The organism is Amnibacterium sp. (genome assembly GCF_025463795.1).
GTDB lineage: Bacteria > Actinomycetota > Actinomycetes > Actinomycetales > Microbacteriaceae > Amnibacterium.
Map to the genome: position 1 here is coordinate 1 of NZ_JAODBE010000131.1, position 16,632 is coordinate 16,632.

Annotated in this window: 18 protein-coding genes and 2 pseudogenes; 8 read left to right on the top strand and 12 right to left on the bottom strand. The window is 74.1% G+C overall.

Features of this window, described 5'->3' with window-relative positions; genetic code table 11:
* The 3 genes and pseudogenes from JWQ92_RS11620 to JWQ92_RS11630 all read left to right on the top strand — a co-directional run.
* Positions 1-500 (top strand): annotated as a pseudogene (locus JWQ92_RS11620) (hypothetical protein); the annotation flags it as partial.
* A 216-nt stretch (positions 501-716) separates the two neighbouring features.
* A complete protein-coding gene (locus tag JWQ92_RS11625; protein WP_297344623.1) occupies positions 717-1,082 on the top strand; it encodes a nuclear transport factor 2 family protein in 366 nt (121 codons plus the stop codon).
* 14 nt (positions 1,083-1,096) lie between these two features.
* A complete protein-coding gene (locus JWQ92_RS11630) occupies positions 1,097-1,480 on the top strand; it encodes a RidA family protein (protein WP_297344624.1) in 384 nt (127 codons plus the stop codon).
* Positions 1,481-1,493: 13 nt separating this feature from the next.
* Here JWQ92_RS11630 and JWQ92_RS11635 read toward each other — a convergent pair whose 3' ends face one another.
* Positions 1,494-2,426, bottom strand: a complete 933-nt coding sequence (locus tag JWQ92_RS11635; RefSeq protein WP_297344625.1) for a hypothetical protein — start codon at positions 2,424-2,426, stop codon at positions 1,494-1,496.
* Positions 2,427-2,560: 134 nt separating this feature from the next.
* On the opposite strand from JWQ92_RS11635, the gene JWQ92_RS11640 reads away from it, so the two are divergent.
* Both JWQ92_RS11640 and JWQ92_RS11645 read left to right on the top strand, forming a co-directional pair.
* Positions 2,561-3,691, top strand: a complete 1,131-nt coding sequence (locus JWQ92_RS11640; protein ID WP_297344626.1) for a histidine kinase — start codon at positions 2,561-2,563, stop codon at positions 3,689-3,691.
* Positions 3,688-4,347, top strand: coding sequence for a response regulator transcription factor (locus tag JWQ92_RS11645; protein ID WP_297344627.1), 660 nt, complete (start codon positions 3,688-3,690; stop codon positions 4,345-4,347). Before JWQ92_RS11640 ends, JWQ92_RS11645 begins: the two co-directional genes overlap by 4 nt.
* Before the next feature lie 16 nt (positions 4,348-4,363).
* Here the strand turns inward: JWQ92_RS11645 and nagA are convergent, their stop codons facing one another.
* The 6 genes from nagA to JWQ92_RS11675 all read right to left on the bottom strand — a co-directional run bounded on the left by nagA (position 4,364) and on the right by JWQ92_RS11675 (position 11,965).
* Positions 4,364-5,512, bottom strand: coding sequence for an N-acetylglucosamine-6-phosphate deacetylase (gene nagA / locus JWQ92_RS11650; protein WP_297344628.1), 1,149 nt, complete (start codon positions 5,510-5,512; stop codon positions 4,364-4,366).
* Between the two features lie 37 nt (positions 5,513-5,549).
* A complete protein-coding gene (locus tag JWQ92_RS11655; protein ID WP_297344629.1) occupies positions 5,550-6,047 on the bottom strand; it encodes a DUF2510 domain-containing protein in 498 nt (165 codons plus the stop codon).
* A gap of 78 nt (positions 6,048-6,125) precedes the next feature.
* Positions 6,126-8,558: an aminopeptidase N gene (pepN, locus tag JWQ92_RS11660; RefSeq protein ID WP_297344630.1), complete on the bottom strand. Its 2,433-nt coding sequence runs from the start codon at positions 8,556-8,558 to the stop codon at positions 6,126-6,128.
* Between the two features lie 103 nt (positions 8,559-8,661).
* Entirely contained in the window at positions 8,662-10,335 is a 1,674-nt protein-coding gene (locus tag JWQ92_RS11665; protein WP_297344631.1) for a C1 family peptidase, read from the bottom strand.
* 192 nt (positions 10,336-10,527) lie between these two features.
* On the bottom strand, positions 10,528-11,283 hold the full coding sequence (locus JWQ92_RS11670; RefSeq protein WP_297344632.1) for a class II glutamine amidotransferase: 756 nt from the start codon (positions 11,281-11,283) through the stop codon (positions 10,528-10,530).
* A gap of 88 nt (positions 11,284-11,371) precedes the next feature.
* A complete protein-coding gene (locus JWQ92_RS11675; protein ID WP_297344633.1) occupies positions 11,372-11,965 on the bottom strand; it encodes a hypothetical protein in 594 nt (197 codons plus the stop codon).
* A gap of 103 nt (positions 11,966-12,068) precedes the next feature.
* Here JWQ92_RS11675 and JWQ92_RS11680 point away from each other — a divergent pair, with 103 nt between their 5' ends.
* The gene (locus tag JWQ92_RS11680; protein WP_297344634.1) at positions 12,069-12,776 is read left to right on the top strand and encodes a YciI family protein; all 708 of its coding nucleotides are present in this window, start codon (positions 12,069-12,071) and stop codon (positions 12,774-12,776) included.
* A gap of 22 nt (positions 12,777-12,798) precedes the next feature.
* Here JWQ92_RS11680 and JWQ92_RS11685 read toward each other — a convergent pair whose 3' ends face one another.
* Positions 12,799-13,038, bottom strand: a complete 240-nt coding sequence (locus JWQ92_RS11685; RefSeq protein ID WP_297344635.1) for a response regulator transcription factor — start codon at positions 13,036-13,038, stop codon at positions 12,799-12,801.
* A gap of 87 nt (positions 13,039-13,125) precedes the next feature.
* On the opposite strand from JWQ92_RS11685, the gene JWQ92_RS11690 reads away from it, so the two are divergent.
* Positions 13,126-13,374 carry an SCO4226 family nickel-binding protein gene (locus JWQ92_RS11690; RefSeq protein WP_297344636.1) on the top strand — a complete coding sequence of 83 codons (249 nt, stop codon included), beginning with the start codon at positions 13,126-13,128 and terminating at the stop codon, positions 13,372-13,374.
* Here JWQ92_RS11690 and JWQ92_RS11695 read toward each other — a convergent pair.
* Entirely contained in the window at positions 13,350-13,529 is a 180-nt protein-coding gene (locus JWQ92_RS11695; RefSeq protein ID WP_297344637.1) for a hypothetical protein, read from the bottom strand. The two genes, JWQ92_RS11690 and JWQ92_RS11695, sit on opposite strands and share 25 nt — an antisense overlap.
* A gap of 71 nt (positions 13,530-13,600) precedes the next feature.
* Here JWQ92_RS11695 and JWQ92_RS11700 point away from each other — a divergent pair, with 71 nt between their 5' ends.
* Positions 13,601-13,993, top strand: coding sequence for a VOC family protein (locus JWQ92_RS11700; protein ID WP_297344638.1), 393 nt, complete (start codon positions 13,601-13,603; stop codon positions 13,991-13,993).
* Positions 13,994-14,002: 9 nt separating this feature from the next.
* On the opposite strand, the gene mctP is transcribed toward JWQ92_RS11700, so the two are convergent.
* The 3 genes and pseudogenes from mctP to JWQ92_RS11715 form a co-directional block, all read right to left on the bottom strand.
* Positions 14,003-15,703 carry a monocarboxylate uptake permease MctP gene (mctP, locus tag JWQ92_RS11705; protein ID WP_297344639.1) on the bottom strand — a complete coding sequence of 567 codons (1,701 nt, stop codon included), beginning with the start codon at positions 15,701-15,703 and terminating at the stop codon, positions 14,003-14,005.
* Entirely contained in the window at positions 15,700-15,981 is a 282-nt protein-coding gene (locus JWQ92_RS11710) for a DUF3311 domain-containing protein (protein ID WP_297344640.1), read from the bottom strand. Before JWQ92_RS11710 ends, mctP begins: the two co-directional genes overlap by 4 nt.
* Before the next feature lie 71 nt (positions 15,982-16,052).
* A pseudogene (locus JWQ92_RS11715) lies at positions 16,053-16,632 on the bottom strand (hypothetical protein); the annotation flags it as partial.

The following is a 16,632-nucleotide window of genomic DNA, read 5'->3' on the forward strand; positions in this document are numbered from 1 at the left end:
GGCTGCGAGGCGGCGGCGCGGGCGACGGCGGCGGTGCCGGCGCGCCCGTCGACCCCCAGCGGATCGCCGCGACCTTCGACGTCCGGCCCGAGGCGGCGCGACTGCTCGCCGGCGGCGAGGACTGGTCCGTTCTCCGGCTGGAGACGGAGCCGAACACGGCGGTCGGGCACGCCGCGTGGGGGCCGTTCGCGGCCGTCGCCGCCGACCCCGACGCGCCTGCCGCCCGGGGGTTCGCCTCCTGGCCGGTCCTCCAGGTCGCGCCGACGGACGTGCTCACGCACGACGGCGGCCGGCGGCGGTTCCTCGTCGTCGGGCGCGACAACCATCGGCATCCGGCGTCCAGGGCGGTGATCGACGCCCTCCGGAAGGACGGCTGCGACGTGGTCGCCGTCGATCTGGGCTGGCCGTCGGAGGACCGCCGCTACGCCGACGTCGCGACGTTCGGCAGCTCCCGGGCCGTCGGAGCCGCGCTGCTCGAGCTGCTCACCGCGGGACGCTGACCGGACGGGGCCCGGCCCTGGCGGACGGGCCGGCGCAGGCCTACGCTCGGGCCGTTCCTACCCTGAGGGGCGTCGATGCTGACCGGGACTCCTGCGATCGCGCACGGCACCGTGCTCCATGACGGGCAGCGGGCATGAGCCGCAGCGCCGGATCCCGGAGGTCGTGAACAGGCACATCGACGCGTTCCTGGAATCGATCGGCGAAGGAGGCAGGGGATGACCGACAGCGGTGCGGCGGACCGCGACGCGATCGTCGCGACGGCGCTCGACTACTACGAGGGCTGGTTCGACGGCGACGCCGGGCGCATGGAGCGGGCGCTGCACCCGGAGCTCGCGAAGCGCGGCGTCGTGCCGGGCGGCGGCATCGACACGGACACCGCGAAGACCATGATCGACGCGACCGCCGCAGGCGTCGGCCGCTCCCGTGACGTGCCCGATCGGGACATCCGGGTCCGCGTCGACGACGTGCACGGCGACATCGCCTCCGCCACGGTCACGAGCGCGGTCTACGTCGACTACGTGCACCTCGTGCGGATCGACGACCGCTGGCGGATCGTCAACGCCCTCTGGGCACGGGCCTGAGGACGGTCGCCGCCATGGACAAGCAGGTGGTGACGGGCCCGGGGGTGCCGAGCGGGATCGGTCCGTACTCCCAGGCGGTGCGGGCAGGCGGGTTCGTGTTCGTCTCGGGCCAGCCGGGCGTCGATCCTGCGACGGGGGCGACGGCGGGGCCGGCGTTCGGCGAGCAGGCGAGGCAGGCGTTCGCCAACCTCGAGGCCGTGCTCCGGGCGGCCGGGAGCAGCCCCGAGCAGGTCGTCAGCACGACGGTGCTCGTCGCCGACCAGGCCGATTTCGGCGAGCTGAACGAGCTGTTCGGCACCTTCTTCCCGTACGACCCGCCGTCGCGGATGACCATGCAGGTGCCCCTGCCGCGCGGACTGCTGATCTCGATCGGCTGCACGGCACTCGCCCTGGGCTGACCGGCGTCGCGGATCAGCGGGCGACCGCGCGGCGGTGGAGCACCAGCCGTCCGGCGGTCCCGACGACGGCGACGAGGGCGGCGGCCGCGCCGAGAGTCAGGGCGTCGGGTGCGATCAGGGCCTGGCCGCGGAGCGCCTGCCACGTCACCAGCGCGACCAGGCCCGCCGTCCCCGCCGCCGCGACGCGGAGCAGGCGCACGCGGGTCCGCTCGTCGGCGGGGCTGAAGCGGGCGAGGAGCCAGGCGAGGAGCGGCAGCGCCTGCAGGGCGTGCAGCCCGAGGAAGTGGCCGATGCGGAGGTCGCCGTGCAGGGTGCTCCAGTCGGTGAGCGGCAGGCCGGGGCCGCCGTCCGGCGCGCCGACCGTGTGGCCGCCCGCAGGGTTCCATCCGGTGTTCGCGATCATGAGGCCGGCCTCGAGCATCCCGAGCAGGGTGAGCAGCAGGCCCCAGCGCATGCCGGCGGCGAGGCCGGCGTCGAGGCCGCGCATCCGGAGGACGAGCACCGCGACTACGGCGGTCGCGAGGAACACGGTGCTGATCAGGCCGCCCATCGACTCGAACACGATGGTGTCGAAGGGCGTCGTCTCGTTGAAGTGGCTCGTCGTGCCACGCATCACCTGGAGGTCGATCAGCACGATCTCGGCCGTGAGACCGACGAGGATCACGCCGCTCATCCCGAGCAGCAGGCGCCGGTGGCCGCGCAGGAACGAGAGCATCCACTGCAGGGTCAGCAGGTACAGGGTGATGGAGATCCCGAACTTCGCGGGCTTCAGCCAGGCGGGGGCGCCCTGGATCACCCGCGGGTCCACGACGAGGCCGACGAGGGCGACGAGGAGCGAGACGCCCGCGATCCCGGCGCCGGCGAGCAGGAGGGCCCGCGGTTCGAGGTGCCGCGGGCGGGCGGCGGAGGGAGCGCCGGGAGCGGGAAGGACGGAGGAAGCGGTCATGGGTCGAGCGTCGCGGCAGAGGTGGTCGCGCCGCATCGTCCTGCCGGGCCGAAGCGTCTCCGCCTGTGGTACGAGGCGGCGGGCCCGGGGATGCGGGAACCTGATGCACGAACGACACGCGAGGGGAGGCACCGATGACAGCTGCCGTGATCGAGCCGGACGACACCGCCACCGAGCGGATCTACGCGGCCATCGCCGCGCTCGCCGGCGTGCTGGCGATCGTCGAGGCGCTGCGCAGCACGCCCTGGACGATCGCGCTCGTGCTCGTCGCACTCGTGCCGTGGCTGCTCGTGGTGCTCGGCCGGCCCCTCCGGCTGTGGCTGTTCGCGGTGCTCGCCCTCGTGCCGGTCATCCCGGTGATCCTGCTCAACCACGCGGGCGTCGTCACCTTCCTCACGACGGCTGCAGCCAGCCGGGTCGCCGCCAGGTCGGACGATCGCCGGTTCGTGCTCGCGGTCACCGCACTCGTGCTGGTCGTCCCGTTCCTGCCGGCGCTGCACGGCGACGACCTCTGGGCGTACGGGGCGCCCTACTTCGCGTTCGGCAACCTCTTCGGCGTGCTGATCGGCGTGCTCCTCCGGCGCGCGAACCGGCTCGCGGCGGACCTCCGTGCGGCGGACGCCCGGCTGGCCGAGGCGGCGGTCCGCGAGGAGCGGCAGCGCATCGCCCGGGACGTGCACGACCTCGTGGCGCACTCCCTGACCGTCGTCGTGCTGCACGTCGGCGGGGCACGGCGGGTGCTGCGCGCGGATCCGCAGTCGGCGGAAGCGGCGCTCGCGGATGCGGAGCGGGTGTGCCGGGAGGCGCTCGACGGCATCCGCGGCGTCGTCGGGCTGCTGCGGCAGGAGGACGACAGGCCCGGCGTCTCCCTCGACCTCGAGCAGCTCGCCGGGAGCTACCGGCTCGCCGGGCGCACCGTCGACCTGCGGGCGGACGGCGACGCGACGGCACTGCCCCTCGCGGTCCGGGTCGCCCTCTACCGGGTGGTGCAGGAGGCGCTGGCGAACGCCGCCCGGCACAGCAGGAGCGACGACCCGATCGACGTGCGCGTCGCGGTCGACGCGGCGTCCGCGAGCGCGCGGATCAGCAACCCGGTCGGCCGCGGGGCTCCGGCGCCGAGCACCGGCGGCTACGGGCTCGTCGGACTCCGCGAGCAGGTCGAGGCGCTCGGCGGCCGGCTCACCGGCCGGCCGCAGGACGGGGCATGGGTGGTCGAGTGCCGGCTCCCGCTCGGCGTGCCGGCCGTGGCCGGGGGAGCGGCGTGACCGGGCCGCTGCGCGTCGTGCTCGCCGACGACCAGGCGATGGTGCGCGCAGGTCTTGCGCTCGTGCTCGGCGCCGAGCCCGACATCACGGTGGTGGCGGAGGCCGCCGACGGCGCGGCCGCGGTGGTCGCCGCCGAGCGCCACGCGCCGGACGTGGTGCTGATGGACGTGCGGATGCCCGGGGTCGACGGCCCGGAGGGCATCAGGCGGCTCCGGGCGCGGGACGGTGCGCCGCCGGTGCTCGCCCTCACGACGTTCGACGACGACGAGGTGCTGTGGGGTGCCCTGAACGCCGGCGCGGACGGATTCGTGCTGAAGGACAGCCCCGCCGAGACCCTGGTGCAGGCGGTGCGGGCGGTCGCAGCGGGCGGTTCCTGGATCGACCCGCGCGTGCTGCCGCGGGTGCTCGCCCGCGCCCGTCAGGCGTCGGCCGGTTCCCCCCGCGATCCGCGTCGCCTCGAGCGCCTCACCCCGCGGGAGACGGACGTGCTGCGGCTCATGTGCCGCGGGCGCACCAACGGCGAGATCGCCGACGCGCTGCGGGTGGGGGAGCGGACCGTGAAGACGCACGTGTCGGCGATCCTCAGCAAGCTCGACGCCCGCGACCGGACGGCCGCCGTCGTCGCGGCGCTCGACGCCGGGCTGCCGGCCGGATGAGGCGGACGGTGCGACGTCAGGCGAGGCGGCGGCCATCGGCCCAGACGGCGTCGACCTCGACGTCGTCGCCGAGCAGCACGGCGTCGGCCGGCGACCCGGGATCGAGCACGCCGAGGTCCGGGCGGCCGATCGCCTGGGCGGGGGTCGCGGTCGCGGCGAGCACCGCGTCCTGGAGCGGGACGCCCGCGGCGACGACCGTGCGGATCGCCGCGTCGAGGGTGAGGGTCGAGCCGGCAAGGCTGCCGCTCTCGAGGCGGGCGGCGCCGTCGCGGACCGCGACCTGCAGCGTGCCCAGGCGGTAGTCGCCGTCGCCGAACCCCGCCGCGCTCATCGCGTCGGTGATCAGGGCGACGCGGCCGGGCGCCATCCGGAACAGGGCCGCGAGGACGACCGGATGCACATGGAGGCCGTCCGCGATGAGCTCGAGCACGACGCCCGGATGCTCGAGGGCGGCGCCGATCGGCCCGGGCGCCCGGTGCAGGAACGGGGGCATGGCGTTGAAGGCGTGAGTGAGCTGCGTGGCGCCGGCGTCGAACCCCGCGCCGGCCGCGTCGAGGTCGGCGGTCGTGTGGCCGACCGCGACGCGCACGCCGGCGGCGGTGAACGCGCGGATCGCGTCGAGGGCGCCCGGCAGCTCGGGCGCGATGGTGACGAGCGCGAGCGTCCCGTCGGCCGCCGCGAGCAGCGTCTCGACCGACTCGGGCGTCGGGGCGGTCAGGGCGCCGGGGTCGTGGGCGCCCTTGTTGTCCGGGCTGAGGAAGGGGCCCTCGAGGTGGATGCCGAGCAGCAGCGGGTCCGCCCGCACGACCGGGGCGAGCGCGCGGAGCGTGCCGGCGAGCGCGTCGACCGGCGCGCTGACGAGGGACAGGACGGTGCGGGTCGTGCCGTGGGCCCGATGCGTCCGCAGCACGTCGGCCGCGGCGGCCGAGCCGTCGGCGAAGTCCGCGCCGCCGCCGCCGTGTACGTGCACGTCGACGAAGCCGGGCGTGAGGATCCGGCCGGCGGCGTCGAGCGTCTCCCCGTCGTGCTCCGGCGGCGCGCCGTGGCCGCGGGCGGCGACGCGCCCGTGCTGGAACCGCACCCACCCGTCCTCGACGATCGTGCCGCCGGAGACGATCCGCGCGCCGGTGAGCAGCAGGGGGCGGTCGTCGTCGACCTCGGGCATCGGCACCTCCGGCCTCAGGCTATCGAGCACCCCGGGATCAGGGGTTCAGCGCGTCCTGCAGGCCCGGCACGAGCTGGAGCAGCGCGGGCAGCCACCGCAGCAGGCCGAGGGCCGAGAAGACCAGGCCGAGGAGCGACGCGGCACGCCCGGCACGAGCGCCACGACCGCCCCGCCTGCTGCTCAGGACGAGGCCGGCGATCGACACGACGGCTCCGAGCAACGAGACGATCCCGTAGGCGCCGACGAGGAGGCCGAGGAAGCCGATCACGGGGGCGAGCCGTGCGAGCGGATGCGGACGTGCGATCTCGCCCGCGGGTGCGCCGCGGTGGGTGCGCCGGTCCGTGGTGGTCTGCGCGACCTGCTCGGGGCTGATCGTGCTGCCCTGCGCCGCCGCCTGCACGGCGGTCCGCTCGCGGTCGGTCGCCTGGCCCGCCGAACGCCGCGCGTCCGACCAGCCGAGGCCGTTCCACCAGCGGAGCGTGCCCGGCTCGGCCGGGTCGGGGCGCCAGCCGGGCTGGTCCGAGTGCGTCGCCATGGCGGTCCCTTCCGTGCGTGGACACATCATCCGCCCGGCGGGCGACGGTCGTGCGGGGAGGACGGGCGCGGCGGGGAGCTACTGGCGTGCCCGGAGCATCCGCTGCCCCGTGTCGACACCGTCGAGGAGCGTGGTGCGGACCGTCGGGTTGACGCCGTCCGCGTTCGCCGCGGCCGCCGCCTGCTCGAGGAACGCCTCGTCCACCACCGCGAACGGGAACATCCCGCGCACGATGCCGAGCTGGCCGAGCATGCCGGCGCCGCCGAACGAGTCGAGCACCTCGAGGTAGCGGCCCGGGTACTCCGCCAGCAGGTCGGCCTGCAGCGGCCGCCAGAAGCGGCGCGCCACCGTGCCGCGAGGCGGTCCGGCCGGGACGCGACGGTCGATCATCATCGCCTGCCACACCTCCTGCTTCGCGGCGGCGTCGGGCTGCGAGCCGAGCACCGCGAGTGCGCTGGCGAAGGCGTCGGGGTCGGGATCGCGCTGCTGGAGTGCCTGCACGGCGGCGGCGTCGTAGTCGCCGAGCTCGGCCCGTCGCGCGAGCACCCGCCAGGCGAGGTCGACGTCGTCCTTCGCAGCGGCCTCGAGCACCGTGAAGTGCTCCGGCTCCGTCGCGGTGGCGGCGAGGGTGCGGAGCGCGGGCTGACGGTGCTCCGGGTTCCCGGCGAGGAGTGCGCTCGTCGCCGCGATCCCCGCCGTGAGCTCCGGGATCCGGCTCACCGGCGACCACTGCTCCGCCGCGTTCAGGCCGAGCGTGAGGAGTCCCTCGACGACGGCGGGGCTCGACTCGACGGCGAGCACGTCCGCGACCACCCGTACGAGCACGTCGCCGCCGACCTCGCCCTTCACGAGCCGATCCCACGTCGTCGTGACGGCGAGGGTGCGCGAGAGGGCGTCGGGCAGCTGCGCCGCCCGGCTGCGCAGCGTCTCGAGCGAGGTCGGATCCGCGCGCACCGCGGCGAAGGTGAGGTCGCCCGCGTTGACCTGGAAGACGGATCCGCCGGGCAGCTCCACGGGCGTCTCGGCGCCGGCGACCTCGACCTCCACCACACCGGCGGGCCGCAGCGCGTCGTCGGTCACGTCGTAGCCGGCGATCGCGAGCCGGTGCGGGCGGGGCTCGCCGCCGTCGGGTGCGGTCGCCGACAGCGTCGACCCGTCGAGGATCAGGGTGTCCGTCCCGGCGCGGTCGAGCCAGTCGGTCGTCCACTGCGCGAGATCCCGGCCGGACGCCTTCGCGAACTCCGACATCAGGTCGTCGAGCACCGTGTTGCCCCACGCCTGCGCGGCGAAGTAGGCGCGGAGCCCTTCGACGAACGCGTCCTCGCCGAGATAGGCGGCGAGCTGGTGCAGCACCGCCTCCCCCTTCTCGTAGGTGATGTCGTCGAAGTTCGCCATCGCCTGCACCACGTTCGCCACATGGCCGCGGATGGGGTGCGCCGCGGGTCCCATGTCCTGGCGGTACCCGGCGAGCTTCGAGTCGAGCAGGTCGGTGGCCCAGGCGTCGGTGTACTCGGTCGCGCCGACCATCGCCCAGGTCGCCGCCCAGGAGGCGAAGGCCTCGTTGAGCCAGAGGTCGTCCCACCACTGCATCGTCACGAGGTCGCCGAACCACATGTGGGCCATCTCGTGCAGCACGACGTTGGCGCGGATCGACCGCTGCCGGAAGGTGGGCGCGCTGCGGTGCAGGAACGCGTCCGTGTGGGTGACGCTGCCCCAGTTCTCCATCGCGCCGCCCATGTCGGGGACGAACGCCTGGTCGTAGCGGGTCTGCGGGAACGGGAAGGCGAACCGCTCGCCGAACCAGGCGAGACCGCGTGCCGTCAGGTCGAAGAGCTCGTCGGCGTCCCGCTCGAGGAACGGCTTCAGCGACTGCCGGCAGTAGAGGCCGAGGTCGTAGCCGTCGATGGTGCGGCGGAGCTGGTGGAACGGCCCCGCGTTCACGACGGTGACGTAGGGCGAGAGCCGGGGGGTGGGCGCGAAGGTCCAGCGCCGGGCGGACCCCTCGTCGGTGATCGTCTCGGGGGCGCTGTTGTTCGTGACCGTCCACGACGCGGGAGCGAGCACGGTGAAGCGGTGGACGGCCTTCAGGTCGGGCTGGTCGAAGCAGGCCCAGATGCGGCGGGCCTCGTCCGGCTCGAAGGTCATCCACACGTAGACGAGGCCGTCGGTCGGGTCGACGGTGCGCAGCACGCCCTGGCCGGCGTCGGTCCGCGACTGCGTCGCGGTGACGACGAGCTCGTTCCGCTCCTGGAGGTCCGCCAGCGGCAGGCGGCCGTCCGCCACGCCGCCGAGGTCCAGGTCGGTGCCGTTCAGCGTCGCCCGCTCGACGTCCGCCACGACGTCGACGAAGGTGGCCGCGCCCGGCGCCGCGGCGAAGACGATCGTCGAGGTCGAGCGGATCGTCGCGCCCTCGAGCAGCCCGGTGAGGTCGACCTGGATGTCGTACCGCTCGACGGTGAGGAGCGCGGCCCGCTCGGCGGCCTCCTCGCGGGTGAGACTGGCGATGGACATGGTGCCTCCTCAGGGACCGCGACGGTGCGGGATCCAGGCTATTGGGCGCTGCGGAGCCCTGATCCGCCCCCTCCCTGGCCGCAGTGCGCGAGGAGGCGGAGCGCTAGCTGCGGGAGGCGGTGCCCGAGAAGCCCGACGAGGTCCAGTGCAGCCTGATCGTCGTTCCCGACACCGAGCTCCACCTCCCGCCGGTGTTCCTCGACTGCACGCTGATGATGTACGTCGGCAGCTTCTTCGGCACGGTCGTCGACGCGTGGTGCGCAGCCGTGCGGAACGCGGCGGTCAGCGACCGGCGGGCCGAGGACAGCGTCCACGTGTGCGAGTAGACGGTCGTGCCGCTGCGCTGGCCGACGATCCTCACGCGGTAGGCGGTGATCGCGCGGTGGCCCGTGAACGGCGGCTTCGTCCAGCTGATGCCGAGGTGCGTCCACGAGAGCGTCGGCCAGGCCGTCGCCGGGGCACCCGGGTTCGTGGCGGGGGTCGCGTTCGCGGGCGCCATGGCGGGCGTCGGCAGCGGGGAGCCGGTGATCGGGTCCCCGAGGAAGCTGCCCGAGTCGCCGTACCGGCTCGGCGTGAAGGTGAACACCTGCGGAGCACCGGCCCCGACGGCGTTCGAGGCCCTGACGGAGAGCGTGTACGTGGTGTCGTAGCCGAGACCGGTGAAGTCGGCGGAGGACTGGCTCGCTCCCGTGCTCGGCGCGGTCCGCGCGGATCCGTCCGAGCCGGTCAGCGTCGCGACGTAGCCGGTGACCGGGTGGCGCAGCATGTCCTCGTAGGACCCGGTGCGGTCCCAGCTCACCGAGAGGTCGGCGGAGTCGGTGCCGGTGTTCTCGACGGTGGTGGTGAACCCGTCGACCTGGGCCGGCGGGGTCGCGGGAACGCTGCTGGCGAAGCCGTAGATCCAGGAGGCCTCCATCGAGTACCGCTCCACGAACGACCAGTCGAGCTTCGCGAAGCCGCCGGCGCCCCAGGAGGTGCCCCACTGGTTCTCGATGATCACGCCGGTCGAGTCGTAGCCGACGACGAGCACCATGTGGCCGCCGAGGCTCCGCGCGCCGGCGGGGATCGAGCTCGCCCGCAGCACCGAGTGGCTCGCGGTCAGCCGCTCGAACGCCGGGAAGACCGGGATGCCGAGCGCGACCGGGTGCTTCTTCGACAGCGCCGTCTCGATGGCGGTGCGCGCGGCCGTGCCGGGACCGGAGCCGAAGACGTTGTAGAGGTAGTGGGGCGCGGTGGCCGTGTACGCGACGGCCGCCGCCTTCTCCGCGGCGGTGGGCTTGTGCGTCCAGTTGTAGTCGCCCTCGCGGTACGACGTGCTGGGCGCGATGCCCTGCTTCATCAGGATGGCGTAGGCGTCGAGGCTCGTGGAGCCGCCGTCGTTCGGCAGGTGGTCCTGCGAGTAGAGGTACATCGGCGCGAAGGTGCGGCTGCTGCCGCGGTAGACGCTGTAGTAGCCGAGCATCGAGTAGCCGATGGTCCAGGCCACGCACGAGCCGACCTGCTTCTGGTCGCCGGGCGCGACCGCCCACTTCTCGAGGTTCACCGACGCGGGCAGCGTCGCGGTGGCGAGGGCGTGCATGCGGCCCACGGACGCGGGCACGAGGCCGCCGACGTTCGGCGCGACGGGGCTGCCGCTGCGGGCGTACCCGCCGACCGGGGTCGAGGTGGAGTCGGAGGTCGCCGCGGGGACGGCGGAGGCGGGCAGCGCCGCCGAGACGAGCAGGCCGGCCACGAGGGCTCCGGCGGCGCCGAGGGTGAGGCGCGTCGAAACGAGCACGAAGGGTTCCTTCTGGGTTTCCGGGGTCCGCCGGGTGTCGCGGACCGCACCGAGAGCCCACTCTGTCGGGAACGGATGCCCTGGTCCCAGCGCCAGTTCGGGGGCCCGGGAAGCCCATGGCGCCGCCTCGAGGGGGTGCGGAACGACGACCGCGCCGGCCGACGTGCGGCGGCCGGCGCTGGGCGGAGTCGCTCAGGCGACCGCGGCGACCTCGTCGATGGCGCGGATGTCGATCGCCAGGGTGCCGCGCTGCACGACGAGCATCTCCCCGTTGCCGAGGGTCTCCCAGCCGTCGCCCCAGCCGCTCGAGGTGACGACGACGGCGTCCGGGGTGACCCGGTAGCGCATGTGGTAGTACTCGTGCTCCTGCTCGGCCGCCTCGGCCTCGGGACGGTAGCGGGAGACCGCCACGAGCTCGGTGTCCGTGACGAGCATCGCGTTCACGCTCGTGTGGGCGAGCGTCGCCGCGATGGTGGCCGCGGTGTCGCCGAGCGCGGTCGCCGGGTCGGTGCGGCGCGCGGCGCCGATCACGGCGAGCGCGTACCGCTCGCTGTCGGTCGTGCCCGCCATGCCGGCGAGCAGGTCGGCCGGCACCAGCGGGTCGAGGCTCTGCGGCGGCTTGACGGTCCCGTTGTGCGCCAGGGCGATGCGTCCGTCCGTGAACGGATGCGTGTTCTCGAGCCGGATCGGCAGGTTCGCCGTCGCCCAGCGCACGTGCGCGAGGCCGAGGTCGGTGCGGTGCTCACGGGACACGCGGCCGAACTCGGGGCTCGCGTGGGCCGGGTCCGCGAAGCGGACGGTGCGGACGCCGGACGCCTCGGCCCAGGCGAAGCCCCAGCCGTCGGCGTGCTTGCGGGACAGCGCCGTGAACTCGGCGAGCTCCGCGGGGCCGAGCAGGTCCGCGAGCGTGACGGGGGTGCGGGACGCGAAGGCGAGCAGTCGGCACATGGCGACGATCATGGCCGACGGAGGCCGCGCCGCCCGGCATTCGGGGACCCGCGTCGCGCAGGCCCGCGCACGCCTTCAGCGGACGCGGTCAGCCGGCGGAACCAAAGACGCGGAGGCCGATCACGAGCCGCAGCAGCGCCAGAACCACCTGCACCCGTTCGACGGGGTCGCGGACCTCGCCGAGCGGTTCCTCGAGGCGGGCGCCGGGCCGGGCGACCGCCCGGATCCGTCGCACCTCGGCCGGCTCGAGCCCGAGCTCGGCGAGGGTGTCGAGCGCGCGGGCGACCTCGGCGGCCAGGGGACCGTCGGCGTCGCGGTGCAGCGCCAGCAGCGGGCCGAGCCAGTCGCCGCTCGCCGCTGCGCTCGCCCTGTCGGCCCGTTCGACGAGCTCGCCGATCAGCAGGGTGGAGGCGGCGACCGGCCCGGGCGGCGTCTGGTCGTCGGCGCCGTGGTCCAGGGCGAGCGCCCGGCGCACGAGCGCTGCGGCGCCGTCGGCGTCGCCGGCCGCGAGCCGCTTCGCCGCCTTCTCGAGCAGGTTCGTCGCCGCCGAGAAGAGCGCGTCCTCCTGCGACGACTCGAGTCGGAACGACGCCCGTGTCGCCGCCCCGAACGCGCTCGCGGCGAGCCGGGCCTCGAACTCGTCGACGGCGCGCTCCGCCGCCGCCGATCCGTCCCTCGCCACGGATGCGACGGTACGCGTTCCTGGTGTCGGATGTCCTCGGTGGCGGTTCCCGCTCGTCGTCCTGATGAAGACGAAACCCGTCCACCCCGTCAAGGAGGAATCCATGCAGTACGTGATGCTCGTCCGCGTCGATCCGAACCTGCCCGTTCCCGACGGCAGCGATGTCGAGCCGTGGGCCGAGGAGGGTGCCCGCACGGGCATGCGGGTCGACGGGGGACCGACCGCCGAGCCGGCCGACGCCCGCACGGTACGGGTCCGCGATGGGCGCACGCTCGTCAGTGACGGGCCGTTCGCCGAGATGCAGGAGACGGTGGCGGGCTACGACCTGCTCGAGGGCGAGAGCCTGGAGCAGGTCGCCGACTACGCCACCCGGCACCCCGTCGCGGCGTTCGGCGCGCTCGAGATCCGCGAGGTGTGGCAGGACTTCGTCCCGGACGACCCGGCGGCGCCGGCGCCCGAGCCGGCGCCGAGCGGACAGGACTTCCTGTTCCTCCACGTGCCCGACCCCGAGCTGATCCGCACCGCCACGCGGGAGCAGGGCGACCCGACGGACTGGGTGCGCGACGTGGAAGCCCGGCGGCTCACGCTCGGCGGCCATCGGCTGCGCGACGAGCCGCAGGCGAGCGTCGTCGTGCGCCGCCGCAACGGCGAGTCGCTGATCGCGCACGGGCCCTTCGCCGAGCTGGGCGAGCAGATCGCCGGGATCGACCTGGTGCGCGTGCAGGACGAGGCCGAGGCGATCGCGCTGGCCGAAGCGCATCCGACGGCGCGGATCGGCGCGATCGAGGTCAGGGCGCTGCGCCGGGACTGACCGCGACCACGAAAGGCGCCGCTCAGCGGCGGGCGACCCAGGCGGCGATCTGCGCCCGCCGCGCGGCGCCGAGCTTGCGCAGGATGTGCTCGATGTGTGCGGACGCGGTCCTCGGCGCGATCTCCAGGGCGGCCGCGATCTGCCGGTTCGTCGCGCCGGTCGCCACGAGGCGGGCCACCTCCAGCTCCCGGGCGGACAGCGGCCACCGCCCGTCCGCGCCCTGCACGGGCAGGGTCCTCCAACCGGCTTCACCGCGGTCCACGCTCGGAGTGTAGGCCGCGATCGGTCGGATGACCGATGCCCGCGGCGTCCTCGTGGAGGAGGCTGTGCCGCGACGGAAGGACGAGCGATGGCGACGTTCATGGACGTGCACGACGGCTTCGTGGGGGTGACGGAGGCGCAGCTGGCGGAGGCCCATCAGGCCGACCTCGACATCCAGGCGACGGAGGGCGTCCACTTCGAGAGGGCGTGGCTCGATCCGGAGAGCGGCAAGGTGTTCTGCCTCTCGACCGGCCCCTCGAAGGACGCGGTGATGCGGATCCACGAGCGCGCCGGGCACCCCACCGACCAGGTCTACGAGGTCTCGGTCGAGGCCTGATCCGGCCCGCCGCCGTGCGCCCGGCGCTTCCGCGCCCGGCCGGCGCTCGTCGGCGTCTCGTCGGCCTCGGCGTGCGGCTCCCGAGCGGGCGCGTCCCGGTGCTCGTCGAGCGCGGTGTCGGGCTGCTCGGGGTGCGGCATCAGCGGTTCGGCCATCGCGAGAATTGTCCTGCTCGCGCTCCGCCGTCCGTCGACCTGTTGAGGACGGCGAGACGGAAGAGGGACACATGGAGATGAAGCTGGAACTGGTGCTGCTGCCGGTCACGGACGTGGACCGCGCGAAGGCGTTCTACGTCGAGACGCTCGGCTTCGACGCCGACGTCGACGTGCGGCCCGCACCCGGTGTCCGGGTGGTGCAGGTGACGCCGCCGGGCTCGGCGTGCTCGCTCGGGTTCGGCGCGGGCCTGTTCGCGTACGACCCGGCCGGTGCCCCGGTGCGGAACCTGCACCTCGTCGTCGCGGATCTCGACCGCTCGCGCGACGAGCTGCTGGCGAAGGGGGTGGACGTCGAGCCGATCACCGACGTCGGCGGTGGCGTGCGCTACGCCGGCTTCGACGACCCGGACGGCAACGGCCTGCTGCTGCAGGAGATGTCCTGGCGCACGGGCGACGCGTTCTGACCGACCGGCTCAGGCCGACGGCAGGGTGACCGGGGGGCGGTCGTCGTCGCCGCGTGCTTCGAGCGCCTCGACCTTCGGGTCGTGCTCGTCGGCGCCGTAATCGCTCGCGCGGGTGAGGTCCCGCCCGTCGGCGACGTGGAGCGCCCGCAGCACGAGGGTCAGCACCGCCGAGACGAGCAGGTTGAGCACGAACGCGGTGATGCCGATGTACACCGGCGTGCCGAGGAGCGGGGCCGGCGCGATGGATCCGCCGAAGTGCGCGTGCGTCACGGGGTTCACGACGGTGTAGGCGACGATCGTGCCGTAGAGGATGCCGACGGCCCAGCCGGCCACGAGCGCCCAGTGGTGGAACCAGCGCGTGTAGAGCCCGGCGACGATCGCGGGGAACGTCTGCAGGATCCAGATGCCGCCGAGCAGCTGCAGGTTGATCGCCGACGACTGGTCCATGCCGATCACGAAGATCAGGGCCCCGAACTTCACGAGCAGGGAGACGAGCTTCGAGACGCGGGCCTGGCTGGCCGGGTCCGCGTCCCGCTTGAGGAAGTCCCGGTAGATGTTGCGGGTGAAGAGGTTCGACGCGGCGATCGACATGATCGCGGCGGGCACGAGGGCGCCGACCGCGATCGCGGCGAGGGCGACGCCCGCGAACCAGGACGGGAAGTTGTCGAGGAACAGCTGCGGCACGACGAGCTGCGGGTTCACGGCGCCGTTGACGTCGATCGGCTTCGTGCCCGCCTTGATCGCCACGTAGCCGAGGAGCGCGAGGAAGCCGAGCATCAGGGAGTAGAGCGGCAGCACGACGGCGTTGCGCCGGATGGTGTTGCGGCTCCGCGTCGCGAGCACGCCCGTGATCGAGTGCGGGTACATGAACAGCGCCATCGCGGACCCGAGGGCGAGGGTCCAGTAGGCGTTGAAGCTCTGCGCAGCCGGGATGACCGACCCGGTCGGCAGGCCGGTCGCGGGGTTCGTCGCCGACAGCTTCGCCGAGGCGGCGCCGAAGATGGCGCCGAAGCCGCCGAAGTGCAGCGGCAGGTAGATGATCGCCACGACGACGGCGAGGTAGATCAGCAGGTCCTTCACGACCGCGATCAGGGCCGGGGCGCGGAGGCCCGCGGTGTAGGTGTACGCGGCGAGCACGACGAAGGCGATGATCAGCGGCAGGTCCTGGAGGAACGCGTTGCCGCCCCCGCCGATCCCGAGCACCGTGAGCACCGCCTTGATGCCGACGAGCTGCAGCGCGATGTAGGGCATCGTCGCGACGATGCCGGTGACGGCGATGACGAGGGAGAGGGTCCTGCTGCCGTAGCGGCCGCCGACGAAGTCGGCGGGGGTCACGAAGCCGTGCCGGTGCGACACCGACCAGAGGCGGGCCATGAGCAGGAACACGATCGGGTACAGCACCACCGTGTAGGGCACGGCGAAGAAGCCGCTGACGGCGCCGGTGCTCCACATCGCGGCGGGCACCGCGATGAACGTGTAGGCGGTGTAGAGGTCGCCGCCGAGCAGGAACCAGGTGACCCAGCTGCCGAATCCGCGGCCGCCGAGGCCCCACTCGTCGAGGGACTTGAGGCCCTCGGGGGCGGATCCGCGCCGCCAGCGCGCCGCGAGGAACCCGAGCACGGCGACGGCCACGAAGATCACGATGACGACGGTGAGGGCCACCCCGTCGACGGGCCGGGCGGGCGGGGCGGCGGTCAGGAGGCCGCTCATCGGTGCCCCGCCTTCCGGGCCTCCGGGTCCTGGACGGCCTCGCGGCGCCGGCGGTCCTCGCGGCGCACGATCGCGTAGCAGATCCAGAGCAGCCCCGCGTCGAGGAACACCCACAGCATCTGGTACCAGTAGAAGAACGGCAGCCCGATCAGGCTCGGCTCCGCGCGGGCGTACACCGGCACCATCAGCGGGACGGCGATGCCGATGAGGAGCAGCACACCCACGACCACGTAGGGGCCGGGGCGGCCTGGGGCTCTGGTGGGCGGCTCGTCGGACATCCGCGTCTCCTTCGACTCTCCGGACCAGATTCCAATGGATTCCGGGGAGTCCGCCGAGAGCCGCCGGAGGATCAGTCGGTGAAGACCGCGACGACGTCCCAGTGCACACCCTTCGGCACCGTCAGCTCGAGCACGGTCGGCGCCTCGCCGGCGTACACGACCGTCCGCAGCAGGGGCAGGCCGGGGATCCCTCGCGTGCCGTCGTCGAGGCGCTCGATGAAGCTCTGCATGCCGGAGTCGGCCCGGATGGCGCGGAGCTGCACGCTCGCGGCCCGATCGAGGGTGACCGCGACGGTGACCCGGCCGCCCTTCTGCGCCTCCGGCGACGGCGACAGGAAGACCGTGGCGGTGCCCGATCCGAAGCGCTCGTAGGAGTCGGCGCGGCGCGGGGTGCGCAGCTGCGCCGGGATCTGGTCCGGGTGGTCGTAGAAGTAGCGGAGCAGGCCGGCGGACCGGCCCGCCTTCAGGTCGGACACGAACGAGGCGCGGATCGGGGCCGGGACGGCGACGATCGAGTCGTCCAGCGGGGACTCGACCGGGATCGGCGCCGGGGCGGGCGACGAGGTGGGTGCCGCGTCCGGGTGCGGCCGGGCGGTGGCGAAGGCGCCGATCCCGGCCACCGCGACGACCGCGACCGCCGCGACGGCGACG